Source organism: Serratia sp. NA_13, from assembly GCF_052691735.1.
The window spans coordinates 623,368-638,223 of the sequence record NZ_JBQZFV010000002.1 but is presented as its reverse complement, the minus strand read 5'-3'; the positions used below and the strand labels follow the sequence as shown (position 1 = coordinate 638,223).

Genomic DNA, 14,856 nt, shown 5'->3' with positions numbered 1-14,856 from the left:
TAGTGAAGGATCCGACATTACTAAGTGAGCGTTGTATCTAATCCTGGGGGCAGGTCACTATCAACGCTAATGTTATTCAGCCCCTGACTTTAATTACAGCTGTTTAAAAAAACAGTCTTCTCTATATATAATGATATGCTTATACTGGAATGAAACAGAATATAACAATCAATAGATCTAGGATGATTGATGAGCCCTTTTGATTCCCAGCAAGTTATAGAAGAGAGGATAAATCAAACAACTCTATGTAGCTACTTAGTTGGTTTTGATTTAAATGATCAAGGTGTCCCATATTATCGTCTAGATCCTTTGGTGAAAAAAATATTATCCGCGCTACACGAATTTGCATACGGATTTCATGAAGGTACTCAAACAAACAACACGGACACACTTGGAAAAATAGTTGAAGCTGCTAAGTCCGTTTATAAAATAGATGAGTTCCAAAAAGTCAGAGATCTATGTTCAAGCTCAGAGGGACTTGCCGATGATGTGGCGGATAAGTATCTGCGGCGGGGTGAGTTTGGTGAGTTAATTCTGCATTTAATTCTTAGAGATTTCCATGAAACCCTCCCACTACTCTCAAAAATATACTTTAAAGACTCTATTGGTCATACCGTACATGGTTTCGACGCTGTACACATTGACCCCAAGAAAAAAACACTATGGCTTGGAGAGTCAAAGCTATATATAGACCCTAAAAGAGGGGTCAGTGAGTTGCTAAAAGATATTGAAGATCATTTTAAGTTTGATTACTTAAACTCAGAATTTACTCTTATATCTAAAAAAATAAAACACTTTAAAGACACGCCCGATTTAAACTACTGGTTAAATATGCTAGCGTCGGGTGGTAAATTGACTGACAAATTGAAAAGCATTCAAATACCATTATTATGTACATATAGTTGTGATTCGTTCTCTAAATACAACGATGAGAATAGCGATGAGTTTAATGAATACTTTAATGATAAAATCAAAGCAATAAAAGAACATTTTGATAAAAACTACAATCACCCATTAAAAGGGAAACTAAACATAATACTTATGTTGTTTCCTGTAAAAAACAAAGTAGAATTAGTTAAAACTCTTCATAAAAAACTGTCATTAATCCAACAAATAGGAGATTAATATCATGGATAATGATATTTTCAATCAAACTTTTGAAGAGTACCAAAAGTGTGCATTCCTAATTACAAGTAGTGAAGAGCTGGGTCGAGATAGACTTATACAGATTTTAGAAAACAGAAATGACTACGCTCCTGAATTAGATATGATTTTGGCAGACTTAGTGGAATCAGTAGGGTTTTATCCCTACTTAGAAAAAGAAAATTTAGTCGTTAGCTCCATGTCACAAGCAATAAGAAAAGAGACAAACAGGTCTAAAAACATTGATGGGAAATTATTCCATGATGAACAAAAGCATTTGTTAGGGCTAATTGAATCTGGAAAAAACATTATTGCCAGTGCACCTACAAGCTTTGGGAAAAGCTTGCTAATTGAAGAGCTTGTTTCCTCAAGAAAATATCGAAACATATTAATAATTCAACCCACACTAGCCCTATTAGATGAAACTAGAAAAAAGCTAACTAAATATCATAATAGTTATAAATTAATAGTTAGGACCAGTCAGATTTTTAGCGAGAATGAAAAAGGTAACATTTTTTTATTAACAGCAGAGCGAGTAAATGAATATCAAGATCTGCCAAAAATAGACTATTTAGTAATTGATGAGTTTTATAAATTCAGTTCGCATAGAGATGATGAAAGACATCAATCATTGAACAATGCCTTTTTGAAAGTTTACAAAAAAAGCGAGCCTAAGTTTTATTTTCTTGGCCCCAACATTGATGGAATTAGCCCTGGCTTCTCAGATAAATACAATGCTGTTTTCTATAAAACAAATTATAGCTTAGTTAGATGTAATGTTTATGATATCTATAAAAATTACATTGATCAATTTAGCAATCTGGGGAAAAAAGCAAAATTAAAAGAAAATGTGCTTTTTGAGTTACTTAATAGCAGAGAGGGAGAACAGTCCATAATATATTGTTCCTCACCGAATAGAGCAAGGAGATTAGCAAAAAAGTATTCTGATTACATCATACATTCAAACAAAAAAAATATTACTAATGAAATATCGATAATCGAATGGATAGAAAAAAACATATCACCTAAGTGGTCAATAATTCAGTCACTACAATGTGGTGTTGCATTTCATGACGGTGCCTTACCCAGGCATATGACCTCATCAATAATAGACTATTTCAATGATAGTAAGATACAAGTTCTTTTTTGCACTACCACAATAATTGAAGGCGTAAACACTAGCGCTAAAAACATTATATACTTTGATGAAAAAAAAGGTGATGACATTGGAATAGACTATTTCGATTACTCGAATATAAGGGGGCGAGCAGGAAGGCTAATGCAACATTACTCAGGTAATGTTTATAATTTTAATATTCCTCCAGAGAAAGAGACAATATATATTGACATTCCTTTTTTCGAACAGAATCCCATACATGAAGAAATTCTAATAAACCTTGAACCAGATGAAGTTAGAAACAAAAACTCTCCTGAATATAGATTTTTGCAATCATTACCAATTGATGAGAAGTTTTTATTTTCTAAAAATGCTATAAACATTCAAGGCCAAAAAAGACTTTTGGAATATTTGAGGGAAAACATAAAAGAAAATCATATGCTACTTTCTTGGAGTTCCACCCCAAGATATGACCAATTGGATTTTTGTATAAATCTTTGCTACGATTTTTTACTAAAAGAGAATGAAAAATCAAAACAATTAACTGCGAGGAAACTAACTAAAGTTACATATGATTATGGCTATAATCAGAATATAAATATAATAATAAAAAGCACGTATGATTACAAAATGAAAAGCATCAAGCGTGAAAAACTCACCCCAGAAAAGACTCAACAACTTATTGATGACTCAATAAAAGAGTCATTTTACCTAATGAGACACTGGTTTCAGTATAAGGTGCCTAAATTACTTTTAGTATTAAATGAATTACAAAAACACGTATGCAATGAGTACAATCTTTCAGCTGGGAATTATTTATTTTATTCTTCGTTAATTGAAAATGATTTCATTCCTGATAACTTAAGCATATTAATTGAATACGGCATACCTAACTCTGCTATCCGTAAGTTATCTAAATCAATACCTACAACATGTATCGATGATGACGTTATTAAAGAAGTTGTTAATAGAAGGCTTTATGATAGTAAGAATCTTATTCCTTACGAAAAAGAAATAATTAAAAAGAATTTACTGTGAATGACATCTAATAAAGATAATATTATAACAAAGCTTACAGCTAATATAACTATAAGCAAAAATGATCTCAGCGGAACAAAAATTGGTTCCGCTGGGGTCAGCCTTAGGAATAAACCTAGAAAACTAAAGATATATGGATGGGATGCTCAGTATCGTAAAGCTTGTTCAATAATAAGTGTAATTCACTAGTAAAATCATTACTATCTCGGCTTAATTTTTCGTATGTGGAATTATTTAATCGATCATCTTTCCTTTTTATACTTTCTAGTGACTTCCGTTGCTCTTCATTACTTATTATTTCTAAAAAATAATCATACTGCTTAAATATATTATCTACAGAAACTATCTCTTCACCATATTTTTGATTATGTATATTCGTTATATGGTATATCCTTCTCAAAACAGGTATATCTAATAGTTTTGATATTTCCTCAACCCTACAACTACGATTTGATGAGTTGCTTACTGCTGCTACGGTTAAAACACCTGCGTAATATAATAACTTCCTTGAAAACCTTAACTTTATATTTCTAAGACCCCACGACTTCCCGTCTTGCTCTACTTTATACTGAAAGTCTGTAGTAATTGTTCGATAATATCTAATAATATCGTTGAGAATGAATTTATCAACTCCAACCCCATCACTAGTTGCCTCAACATACTTTGTTATTAATACATTCCTATATTGATTAAAAACCTCCTTATTATAAATCGACTTGCCTTCTAATAAAAACAACATACGTCTTGTCAGTGTTTCGTTTGAATCGTTGCTTCCTCCAATATTTTTTAATATATCGTCAAATATGCTTATTGCATCTGCACCAAAAGTTCCAGTATCTCCCACTTGCTTTAAGATGAATTTATTAATGACTTCTTCTATTCCTACTTTCTTTGCAAGAATTTTTTCTTTTGTCGTGGCGTTTTCACAGAATATAAAAACATCTAGGTCAGATTCCTCAGACGCCTCTTCCCTACCAAATGACCCTGTCGTCACAATAGTATATTTTGTTGAGTCTAAATCATTTAATACTTCGGTCAAACCATTTTCAATATTTTGCAAAACCTCTACAGAAAAGAGATTTGCTTTCTTAATAGTCTCATAACCATCTAAAAACGCACGATAATTGCTCATGAAGTCTCCATTACATATCAAAATCCAGCTGTATTGCCTTGCTATCTGCAAGATTATCTATTTTAATTACTGACTTACTCTTTTTGTTAACGTAACGATTTTTAATATCCATTTCTTCATAAAGAATTTCATATTTCCTTGCGGTTATATTTATCTTGTAGTTAGATATGCACGCAGGGATAGTTTTATTCTTTAGATCATGAAGCCATTTGAATAAAACTCCATGTTTTTTCATCCATTTTTTTTCATTTGACAGCAAATCTGATTCATCTATTTCTTTTTTTTCCTCAAAGAAAATTTGGCTTAATGTATCAGATATAACGCCATGTTTATTGTTGATGTAATTACAATATACAAAATGCTTCGCCTTCCAAAAGTCGTCCAGGCTTGTAAGGCGAGACTTATTCTCATCATCAGAAACAAATGCGGCTTTTGCGATAGCAAGTCTATTTAAACTATTAGACCTATTAACACCCTTATATTCTAAGCAGCGAGTAATCCCGTCAATGGTATCAATATTAATCTGATTACTAAATAAATCGCCACCGTCAGAACTCATTTTGTTACTTAATAACTCTTTTAAAAAACCAATATCAAATTTGTTTTTTAAAATATTATGTAGTTTTTTATCACTTTGCACTTTACCATCAATTATGCTCTCCCCTAATTCATGGTGACCATATCCTAAATGCGATTTTATGTAAGGTTCAGCGCTATGAGACAATGGCATATGTCCTATATCATGTATAAGAGCAGCAGCGACCAAGTTTTCCTTTAGTTCTTCACTATAATTTCTTTCAACCGCAATGTAATTAGCTAACCCTGCAACACATATTGAATGATATGCTCTGCTCCTTTCTATTTTTATAAGTTTTGAACAATCACTGTAATCAATTGCACCAAGAAATGATATATCATACAAACGCTGAAAAGCCGGAGTGTCGATGATCTCAGCTAATTTACTATTCTCTTTTAAATCTCTAATCCAATATATAATACTGGTTTTATCTTCAATCTCTTTCCCAATATTTTTGAATTCTCTACTAATAGTCATATTATGCTCGATCACCATTTATGGTTGACAACTCTTGCCAGTGTAGCATCCTTTAATGTGAATGCTAAGAGGTTCCAAACTTTTTAAGACTCACCCTTTAAAAAGGGGAATGCATAACATAATGTTTTAATTGATTTTTTAAGCCTCACTCCCAAATCCACTGTCTTTCTCAGAGCCTTTGTTGATGCTACTTCTTTGTGAAGGTAGCAGGGAAACCAGCCCTACTCACAACAGAATAATAGCTTACCACTTTCATTAAAAACAATTTAAATCAATAAGTTAACATTTAATGCATTATAAAAAGTTGGCACTATTCATACTGACTGGTGAATGTATATAGTAGAAAAGGTGCTCAATTTTAAGCACTATTTACATATGAAACAACATAGTAATGTTGTTAGTGCTTAACACAGCGCTCGCTCTTCATATCATTAGGAATGTGATTTGGCGCGCATTATGCCATAACGGTGATAAGAGATCGCGGGAAGTTTTGGTGACAATTTGAGCAATGATGCGGTGGCAGAAAAAGCCAGGCACCACGCGGTGTTCTTAAGGCCGGAGGCAGTAAATCCCATCCGGCGGATTGAGGGGAAATAAATACACTCACCAGCAGCCATGCTTTAAGATAGTGAAATAGACCTCTTTAAATTTTTCTGTCCTTAAAATATCCCCTTTCAATACCGAAACCTGTTTATCCCACTCCTGGGCAAAATCGGCTTCGCCGTTGTTGTTGTTAAGCTTTTTTAAGCCACAGGCGGCATAAAGTTTGGCTTCTGGCGTTGCCTGCGGATTTTTGGCAATGCGCAAGAAAATGGCTCCCGCATCCTGATAGGTTAGGATTTTTATTAACTCGGTCTCGCCAACGCTGCCAATACCAACAAACCCATTCATTCCCAAAGAGAAGTTGTTAACCCTGGATAAAACATTTTCTGTCTCTTCACTGCTTTGCTCAGCGGTATAGCCGTAGAAGGAACAGAAAGAGACAACGAACAAAGTCACAACGCGAAAAATCATTTTCATAAAAGTCTCCCTATTCAACCGGTTTTATACCCTAAATAATTGGAGTTGCATCAAGGCGGCAAGTTTGTAAATCCCCAGGAGCTTACTCAGGTAAGTGACAGGGGTGAGCAAACGCAGCCAACACAGATGCAGCTTCAAGTATGACGGGTATAGACCGGGTTGGCATGTGCCGACATCAAATCCTGCTGATGTAAAACCGCTACAAACGCCTGCGATGCCGCGCTGCGGTAAGCGCTCTTACGTTGCAGTAATACCGCCCGACGCGCCGGCAAGGCGGCGACAAGTTGCACCGACCGCAACTGCGGATCCGCCTGGGCAATCGCCGCCGGTAGAATGGTGGCCAGTTGACCACGGCGCACAATCTCGAGGATAGCACCAATCGCATTGGCCTCTACCGCCACCAGCGGGCAGATACTCTGCTGGCGGCAATAACCATCGATGAACTGACGGGTAGCAAAATCTTCGCTCAGCAAAGCCAGGGGTTGCCGTTCAAGCTCCTCCGCCGTCAAAGGGTGTTGCCGTTGGGCCAAAAGATGATCTGCGCCAACCACCATATTCAACGATTCACTAAACAGGTCTGTGGCCTCGATATCTACCGACTGCGCCTGGCCAAAAGCAATCCCCAAATCCAACCTGTCCTCTGCCAGCAACGCCTCGATTCTGTCCTGCGTCATTTCCTGAATACTCAGAGATATGCCCGGATAACGCCGATAAAAGGCATCGATAACCGGGCCAACCAGATAGGCGCTAAAGGTCGGCGTCATTGCCAACCTCAGATTGCCGCGCTCCAGCGTCGCCACGTCATGGATCGCGCGTACGCCTTCATCCAGATCCTGCAACGCAAGACGGGCATAGCGCATCCAGGCCACACCGGCATCGGTCAGGCGCACCGTACGGCCACTGCGATCAAACAGCGGCGTACCCAGCGTTTCCTCCAGCTGTTTGATTTGCTGTGACAGCGTGGGCTGCGAGACGTGCAGCACTTCGGCAGCGCGGGTGAAGTTGCCCTGCTCGGCAACGGCCAGAAAATAACGAATATGTCTTAACAGCATAGCGCCCCTACTATAAGTAATTCCTATGACAATCATTATAAATGGGTCTTAGACCCTATAGCCAGAGCGGCGCAAGATACATCCATCGCTTAACAGCCCCCTGATGGAGACAGTATGAAAGAGGTTATTGAAGGCTTTTTGAAGTTCCAGCGCGAGGCGTTTGTCGAACGCACGGCACTGTTTCAACGGCTGGCGACCCAGCAGAGCCCGCGCACCCTGTTTATCTCCTGTTCCGACAGCCGCCTGGTGCCGGAACTGATTACCCAGCGCGAACCGGGCGACCTGTTCGTGATCCGCAATGCTGGCAATATCGTGCCTTCGTTCGGCCCGGAACCCGGTGGGGTCTCCGCCTCGGTGGAATATGCTGTCGCTGCGCTCGGGGTTGAAGATATCGTGATCTGCGGGCATTCCGACTGTGGCGCAATGACCGCCATCGCCACCTGCCAGTGTCTGGAACATATGCCGACCGTGGCTAACTGGCTGCGCTATGCCGACTCCGCCAAGGCGGTCAATCAGGCTTATCAGCATGCATCCGACAGCGAGAAAGTCAATTCGATGGTGCGTGAGAACGTCATCGCACAGCTGAACAATATCAAAACCCACCCATCGGTGGCATTGGCGCTTGAACAAGGCCGGTTGAAGCTGCACGGTTGGGTGTATGACATCGCCAGCGGCGGCATTGAAGCGCTGGATGGCGAAACCCGCCGTTTTATTCCGCTGGCCACAAATCCTGAGGTCACGGCAACCCCTGCCGTATCACGCTTTTAATTTCATTTATTAAGGAAACATTATGACTCAGTCACTGCACTACTCATCCCCCCGCGAAACCCTGACCGACACCATTATGATGGCCAAGATCCGCAAAAACCTGACCTTCGAAGCGATTAACCAGGGCACCGGGTTAAGCCTGGCGTTCGTCACCGCCGCTTTGCTCGGCCAGCATCCGCTGCCGGAACAGGCCGCCCGCGTGGTGGCAGAGAAGTTGGATTTGGATGAGGACGCCATTCGCTTGTTACAGACCATTCCGCTACGCGGCAGCATCCCCGGCGGCGTGCCGACCGACCCGACCATTTATCGCTTCTACGAAATGGTGCAGATCTACGGTTCCACGCTGAAAGCCCTGGTGCATGAGCAGTTTGGCGACGGCATTATCAGCGCCATTAACTTCAAGCTGGATATCAAAAAGGTACCGGACCCGGACGGTGGCGAACGCGCAGTAATCACCCTCGACGGTAAATACCTGCCGACCAAGCCTTTCTGATAACCCGATGAATAAGGCAGCGCCCACATAAGGGCCTGCCTTATTACGGGACGCTCAGGAATAGCGTATAACGCTCAAACACTCTTCTTCTGCGGGGGGAACAAAGTACTGAGTAAGTAGATCGAATGTCTCTTCGCTTAACGTAAAGGGATGGTCACCCTGCTCATTTCTGAGCTTTATCCGGCTTTTACATAATGCATCACTGACATCGATAAAATGCAGACAGTGGTCAACGCCAGCTCGCTCGGCTAATTGCCTTGCCCACAACCGCCGATCGGGCGTATTCATCGGAAAATCCAGCACTACCGACAGCCCATTACGCAACAGCTGCACAATATGCTCGCTCAAAACTTCGCGTAGCCGGGCTGAGTAGTGAACATAATCCTGCAAAGTCGCCATCTGCTGTTCATACAGCGTCGCCAGCCAGTTATCTTCGACCATCAGCAGCGTTTGGGGCTGCTGCGCAAGGCTGTGCGCTATCGTTGATTTGCCTGAACCGGCTTTGCCACACATCATATGTAAAACTGAGGGGGAATGGTTTTTCATGGGTTCCTCCAAAGGGATAATTACCAGCAGGAGGAAGCACTTAACCCGCCTGGCTGGCGGGTTTTCGCTTAAAACAGACGCGCTATCCCACCACTCTGTGAATGGTGATAATAATCTGCGCGAATGCAAAACGGTTTCTGTTCATAAGCTATCAATAAGATACCCCCCAAGAATTGTCAATCAGCATGATAGCCGCGGCTGTCCTGCGGCACCTGCCCCCGTTGATCCAGACCATAGTCACGCACCACCTCCGCCACCCGCAGGCGATACTGTGCCAGCACGCCATGGCGGCCACGTTTTTGTGCGGCGCGGTGCTGCTCGATATTGCGCCACTGCTGGACTGCCGCTTCATCACGCCAAAAAGACAGTGACAGTAGCCGCTGCGGATCGGCCAGGCTTTGGAAGCGTTCAATCGAAATAAATCCGTCTATCTCTGCCAACAGTGGCTTCAATTCAGTCGCCAACTCAAGATAGGTTTCGCGCTGGCCGTCGGCGGCCTGCAGTTCAAAAATAACGGCAATCATAGTGATTTCCTGTCAGAGGTAAATTCGGGCACGCGCGCATTTTGCGAAACCCACCAACGGGCGTTGTGCAGCAGTTGCAGATCAAGACCCAATGCTGATAAATGCTGAATGCCACACCGCGCGATAATTCTTGCCCAATCCGCCCCCGGGCAGCGATGTACACCCTCACCAAAAGCAAAACTTTCGGCCCCCGTACACAACAACACCAAAACCCTCTGCCCAGCCAATATCGGGTACCCCGCCACCTGCGTATCCCGTAGCGCAAAACGGCGGGTATTCTGAATCGGGGGTGCGTCAGACAAGACTTTCTCAATCAGTTGCTGCGCACTCCCCGCGTGGCTGCGCTTCAGCAGCAATGCCTGGCCGATTAAGCCGGCGGTTCCTTCACAGGCCTGAAACATCAAGCCAATGGCATTGACCATTGCTATCTGACGATCAATACCGTGCATCGCGCATGAATGCTGTAACCCCAACCATAATGGCCCGCAACAGCCTTCCAGATGTGCTAATACGCGCCCCGCAGCCAGGATCCCTCTTTCCACCTGCTGCTCACTGCCACCTGGCGCAATGCAGCGGGAAAAATCCAGAATGTCGTCGACTAATGCTGGCCATTCGCCGATAGGAACACCCAGCAGTGAAGCGATAACACACACTGGCAAGGCATAGTTAAATCGAGTGAGCTGGTTTGCGTCCGGCAAGGAAACCATTAATTCTTGCGCTACGGCCAATGCGGTGTTCTCGATCCGCGCCGCATCAAAAACAGATAACGTCTGCAAGATGGTCGCTTTGAGTTTGAGATGTTGCTCACCATCCTGCATGCGCACCAGAGCACCGAAAATAGACTGTGCAGGCGTATTTAACAACGCAGCAGGAATAGGTTCATGTGCTGGGCGCACCCCAAAATCGCTACTGTGCAAAATCTCACGGACTGCCGCCGGGGAAGCCACGACCCAACATTGCAAGTCCGGCTGAAATGCCATCGGCACCATCTGCATATAGTCAGCGAGTGGATCTTCAGAAGTAACAGCAGCAAGAGCACGGGAATAGGGACAAACCGTCATGATGTTCTCCGTTGAACTGGACCAGTGTGAAAACCCATCCTAGCGCTAGCCCTGCAGCCATACTTCGTCTAATCTCGAAGTATGAACAACATCGATATTGAAGATCGTCTTACCGCATTGACCGCCGCGATTGCCGACCGCAGCCGGGCGCGCATGTTGTGCCTGTTGATGGATGGGCGTGCCTATACCGCTACCGAACTGAGCGCGGCGGTGGACGTTGCCGCCTCTACCGCCAGCGGGCATCTGGCACGTTTGCAGGAGCAGCGCTTGATCGTCTGCGTCAGGCAGGGGCGCTATCGCTATTTCCGCCTGGCAAGCCCGGCGGTGGCTGCCGTACTGGAAACGCTGATGGCGCTGGCCGGTGTCGAAACGCCGGTGGTGAAAAGCACTACCCCAACCTCATTGCAATTTGCACGCACCTGTTACGACCATATGGCCGGGGAGGTGGCGGTAAAACTGCATGACCGCCTGCACCAGCTAAGCTGGCTGGAGGGCGAAGAAGACTACCAATTGACGGACAGCGGCCGCACTGCGTTAACCGAACTAGGCATCGACTGTTCGGCTGCGCTTTCACGGCGGCGTTTTGCCTGTGACTGTCTGGACTGGAGCGAACGTAAGGCTCATCTTGGCGGCGCACTGGGTGCGGCTGTGCTCAGTACTTTTATCGATCGCGGTTGGATCAGGCGTCAGCTTGAAAGCCGCGAGTTACAGCTCACCCCCGCCGGTAAAAAAGCGCTGACAGCACATTTTGGCCTCACGCTTTAACCCTGCGCCGCGTTAACTTTGCTGCAATACTCAATAGGCAAATCGTCAACCCGAGGACTCGTCATGCTCGACCAAAGCCAATTCCCGATCGTCAAACGCTGGCCCGCTCAACACCCGGAAAGACTACAACTTTACTCATTGCCTACGCCCAACGGGGTCAAAGTCTCCATCATGCTGGAGGAAATCGGTCTGGCTTATGAACCGCACCTGATCGATATCGGCAACAACGAAACCTGGACGCCCGAGTTTCTGTCGTTGAACCCGAACGGCAAGATCCCCTCGATCATCGATCCTAACGGCCCGAACGGTAAACCGCTGGCGCTGTTTGAATCCGGCGCTATTCTGCTGTACCTGGCGGAAAAAAGCGGCAAATTCCTGCCACAGGATCCCGCTCTGCGCTACGAAACCATCCAGTGGGTATTTTTCCAGATGGCGGCAGTGGGCCCGATGTTCGGTCAACTCGGCTTCTTCCACAAATTCGCCGGTCGCGAATATGAGGATAAACGTCCGCTGGAACGCTATAAAAATGAATCCAAACGCCTGCTCGGCGTACTGGAAACCCGGCTTGCAGGCCGTGACTGGATCATGGGCCAGGATTACAGCATTGCCGATATTTCATTGCTGGGCTGGGTACGTAACCTGATCGGCTTTTACGAAGCCCGTGAGTTGGTCGAGTTCGATAGCTTCCCGCGGGTAAGGCAATGGCTGGAACGCGGCCTGGCCCGTCCGGCAGTACAACGCGGCCTGAATATTCCCGTCCGCAGCGAATAATGCGACGCTGGCGGCGATGACTGAAAAAGCCATCGACCTGCTGAAAACCAACCAGAACGGTTTCTTCCTGCAGATTGAAGGGGCGTCGATCGACAAACAGGATCATGCTGCCAACCCGTGCGGCCAATTTGGCGAGACCGTCGATCTGGATGAAGCGGTACAGAAAGCCCTGGCATTCGCCCGCGCGGATGGCAACACCTTGGTGATCGTCACCGCCGACCACGCCCACTCCAGCCAGATTACGCCGCCGACGCCAAGGCCCCAGGCCTGACACAAACGCTGACCACCAAAGATGTCGCGCCGATGACCATCAGCTACGGTAATTCAGAGGAAGACTCACAGGGGCACACCGGCACTCAACTGCGGGTGGCTGCTTACGGCCCCCATGCCGCCAACGTCGTTGGCCTGACCGATCAGACGGATCTGTTCTCTACCCTGCGCGACGCCATGGCGTTTAAGTAAACCGATCGTCAGGCTTCGGCACCGGAGCGCCGCTAAGCGTCAGCCAGCATCTTGGCTGCCATTTGCTTATAGCTCGCGACCAGATCGCAGCCCTCTTCCGGGCCGGTACTCACCGCCAGTCGCATCGTCGCTTCCCCTAAATGCATCAACAGGAAAGCGGCATTTTCCACCGCCGCCGCGTCTGACTGCGGCCGTAACCGGCGTATCGCCGTTGCCAGCAGTGCGCCGTTCAACCGGCTTTCCGCCACTTCTTCTTCACGCAGCGTTTTGTTGGCCTGGGTCGCCGCCCAGATATCCCGCATCACCGGCTCAGCCATAAACAAGGCGTAATATTCGTCAATCAGGCAGTTAAAAGCGTCTATCAACTGCGGCAACGTCTGTACCTGAATCAAGCCTTGCTCGATGCATTCACGCGCCTCCTGGTTATAACGTTGCGCCAACACGCGCACGATAGCGGTTTTATCTGGGAAATACTGGTACAGAGCGCCAATCGAAATACCGGCATTTTGCGCCACTTCACTCATACGCATCGCGTCACTGCCCTGCTGGGCTATCAGCGCAGTTGCACAATCGAGGATCAGCTTCACCTTCTCACGGCTACGTGTCTGGCTGGGTTTACGCCGCAGGGCGGCAATATTTTTTTGCTTATCATTCATCATGCATCGTCCTTTGAACAAAAACCGCCTTGACAATAATACGAGGGTTTATCATATTTACAAAACATGAGTAACACTCATATTTGGAGCAACGCTATGAGCAGCAACGAAAAGAGTTCACCCATTCTGGTTTTAGGCGCTAGCGGAAAAACCGGTAGCCGTGTGCTAGCACGCTTGCAACAGCAGGGTATACCGGTGCGTGCCGGGCATCGTAGTGCCGCCATCCCTTTCGACTGGCAGAACAGCACCACCTGGCAACCCGTCTTGCAGGATGTGAAAAAACTTTATCTCAGCTTTCAACCCGATCTGGCAGTACCGGGCGCCACCGAAATCGTTGAACGTTTTTGCCGACAGGCGGTAACTGGCGGCGTCCAAAAAATAGTGTTGCTCAGCGGGCGCGGCGAAGACGAGGCCCGTCAGGCGGAAGAGGTGGTTGAACGCAGTGGGGCAGACTGGACGATATTGCGCGCCAGTTGGTTTATGCAAAACTTCAGCGAAAGTTTTATTCTTGATGAATTGCTTAACGGCGCAGTCTATTTGCCACCAGGCGAGATCCCAGAGCCTTTTATTGATGCGGAAGATATTGCCGATGTTGCGGTTGCTGCCCTCACCCAACCCGGCCACAGCAATACGCATTATGAATTGACCGGCCCGCGTCTGATGACCTTTGAACAGGCCATTGGCGAGATTGCCGCCGCCGCTGGGCGTGAAATCCACTATCAGCAGGTGCCGGTGGCAGATTACGTCGGATATCTGCGCGAGGCGCAACTGCCGGCAGAAATGGTCACGCTGCTGGAGTATCTGTTCAGCACCGTACTGGATGGACGCAACGCGTCATTGACCGATGATGTCCAGCGTAGCCTTGGGCGTGCACCGCGCGATTTCAGCACTTACATCGCCGACACCCTCCCCAGCGGAGTTTGGCAAGCGCGTTAACCGGTTAATGGTCGCCCCGCGCGGCGGCCATTTTCTTTTTGTTACGAGGACATTTGCAATTGTTCTATAAATATTGTGTGATAGCTGAATATCGTATAAATCCGCGGCAATTAAACCCTGTAAATATAGCGGTTATATTTAAATAGAAATAACAAATGAATTATTCCTGCCTTTAATCCGCTTTTTTTAATTACAAAAGTAGTTTTTAACAATATTGCAAACAATAATATCCCCTCAGTAACCAGAGTTGAACAATCTGTCCCCAGGCAGCCTGTAATAATCCACTTTTCGTTAAAAAAATGATTAACAAAAAGACAT

15 protein-coding genes and 1 pseudogene are annotated in these 14,856 nt (G+C 45.3%); 8 read left to right on the top strand and 8 right to left on the bottom strand.

The annotated features are described in order from the left end of the window. Positions 1 to 189: 189 nt before the first annotated feature. Both ACUTSU_RS06640 and ACUTSU_RS06635 read left to right on the top strand, forming a co-directional pair. Positions 190 to 1,125, top strand: a complete 936-nt coding sequence (locus tag ACUTSU_RS06640) for a HamA C-terminal domain-containing protein (RefSeq protein WP_445653924.1) — start codon at positions 190 to 192, stop codon at positions 1,123 to 1,125. Between the two features lie 4 nt (positions 1,126 to 1,129). Beyond that, positions 1,130 to 3,298, top strand: coding sequence for a DEAD/DEAH box helicase (locus ACUTSU_RS06635; protein WP_445653923.1), 2,169 nt, complete (start codon positions 1,130 to 1,132; stop codon positions 3,296 to 3,298). Positions 3,299 to 3,413: 115 nt separating this feature from the next. On the opposite strand, the gene ACUTSU_RS06630 is transcribed toward ACUTSU_RS06635, so the two are convergent. The 4 genes from ACUTSU_RS06630 to cynR form a co-directional block, all read right to left on the bottom strand. Next, entirely contained in the window at positions 3,414 to 4,430 is a 1,017-nt protein-coding gene (locus ACUTSU_RS06630) for a nucleotidyltransferase domain-containing protein (protein ID WP_445653922.1), read from the bottom strand. Positions 4,431 to 4,440: 10 nt separating this feature from the next. Then, the gene (locus ACUTSU_RS06625; RefSeq protein WP_445653921.1) at positions 4,441 to 5,484 is read right to left on the bottom strand and encodes an HD domain-containing protein; all 1,044 of its coding nucleotides are present in this window, start codon (positions 5,482 to 5,484) and stop codon (positions 4,441 to 4,443) included. Between the two features lie 603 nt (positions 5,485 to 6,087). Next, on the bottom strand, positions 6,088 to 6,504 hold the full coding sequence (gene mchS3 / locus ACUTSU_RS06620) for an MchS3 family protein (protein WP_445653920.1): 417 nt from the start codon (positions 6,502 to 6,504) through the stop codon (positions 6,088 to 6,090). Positions 6,505 to 6,638: 134 nt separating this feature from the next. Continuing rightward, positions 6,639 to 7,556 (bottom strand): transcriptional regulator CynR, encoded by a 918-nt coding sequence (gene cynR / locus ACUTSU_RS06615; RefSeq protein WP_445650042.1) that lies wholly within the window; start codon positions 7,554 to 7,556, stop codon positions 6,639 to 6,641. Positions 7,557 to 7,670: 114 nt separating this feature from the next. Between cynR and ACUTSU_RS06610 the strand changes: the two genes are divergently transcribed. Together ACUTSU_RS06610 and cynS are read left to right on the top strand one after the other, a co-directional pair. Continuing rightward, positions 7,671 to 8,324, top strand: a complete 654-nt coding sequence (locus tag ACUTSU_RS06610; protein WP_445650041.1) for a carbonic anhydrase — start codon at positions 7,671 to 7,673, stop codon at positions 8,322 to 8,324. 22 nt (positions 8,325 to 8,346) lie between these two features. Next, positions 8,347 to 8,817 (top strand): cyanase, encoded by a 471-nt coding sequence (gene cynS, locus ACUTSU_RS06605; RefSeq protein WP_012005966.1) that lies wholly within the window; start codon positions 8,347 to 8,349, stop codon positions 8,815 to 8,817. A 54-nt stretch (positions 8,818 to 8,871) separates the two neighbouring features. On the opposite strand, the gene ACUTSU_RS06600 is transcribed toward cynS, so the two are convergent. The 3 genes from ACUTSU_RS06600 to ACUTSU_RS06590 all read right to left on the bottom strand — a co-directional run bounded on the left by ACUTSU_RS06600 (position 8,872) and on the right by ACUTSU_RS06590 (position 10,948). Further along, entirely contained in the window at positions 8,872 to 9,363 is a 492-nt protein-coding gene (locus ACUTSU_RS06600) for an AAA family ATPase (protein ID WP_445650040.1), read from the bottom strand. Positions 9,364 to 9,539: 176 nt separating this feature from the next. Further along, positions 9,540 to 9,887 (bottom strand): antibiotic biosynthesis monooxygenase family protein, encoded by a 348-nt coding sequence (locus ACUTSU_RS06595; protein WP_445650039.1) that lies wholly within the window; start codon positions 9,885 to 9,887, stop codon positions 9,540 to 9,542. Continuing rightward, a complete protein-coding gene (locus tag ACUTSU_RS06590) occupies positions 9,884 to 10,948 on the bottom strand; it encodes a cytochrome P450 (protein ID WP_445650038.1) in 1,065 nt (354 codons plus the stop codon). The genes ACUTSU_RS06595 and ACUTSU_RS06590 overlap by 4 nt, the downstream gene beginning before the upstream one ends. Before the next feature lie 81 nt (positions 10,949 to 11,029). On the opposite strand from ACUTSU_RS06590, the gene ACUTSU_RS06585 reads away from it, so the two are divergent. The 3 genes and pseudogenes from ACUTSU_RS06585 to ACUTSU_RS06575 form a co-directional block, all read left to right on the top strand. Beyond that, positions 11,030 to 11,713: an ArsR/SmtB family transcription factor gene (locus ACUTSU_RS06585; protein ID WP_445653919.1), complete on the top strand. Its 684-nt coding sequence runs from the start codon at positions 11,030 to 11,032 to the stop codon at positions 11,711 to 11,713. 63 nt (positions 11,714 to 11,776) lie between these two features. After that, positions 11,777 to 12,484: a glutathione S-transferase N-terminal domain-containing protein gene (locus ACUTSU_RS06580; RefSeq protein ID WP_445650036.1), complete on the top strand. Its 708-nt coding sequence runs from the start codon at positions 11,777 to 11,779 to the stop codon at positions 12,482 to 12,484. 4 nt (positions 12,485 to 12,488) lie between these two features. Next, a pseudogene (locus ACUTSU_RS06575) lies at positions 12,489 to 12,946 on the top strand (alkaline phosphatase); the annotation flags it as partial. 32 nt (positions 12,947 to 12,978) lie between these two features. Here the strand turns inward: ACUTSU_RS06575 and ACUTSU_RS06570 are convergent. Next, entirely contained in the window at positions 12,979 to 13,605 is a 627-nt protein-coding gene (locus ACUTSU_RS06570) for a TetR family transcriptional regulator (RefSeq protein ID WP_445650035.1), read from the bottom strand. A 93-nt stretch (positions 13,606 to 13,698) separates the two neighbouring features. On the opposite strand from ACUTSU_RS06570, the gene ACUTSU_RS06565 reads away from it, so the two are divergent. Continuing rightward, the gene (locus ACUTSU_RS06565; protein ID WP_445650034.1) at positions 13,699 to 14,538 is read left to right on the top strand and encodes an NmrA family NAD(P)-binding protein; all 840 of its coding nucleotides are present in this window, start codon (positions 13,699 to 13,701) and stop codon (positions 14,536 to 14,538) included. Positions 14,539 to 14,856 lie beyond the last annotated feature (318 nt).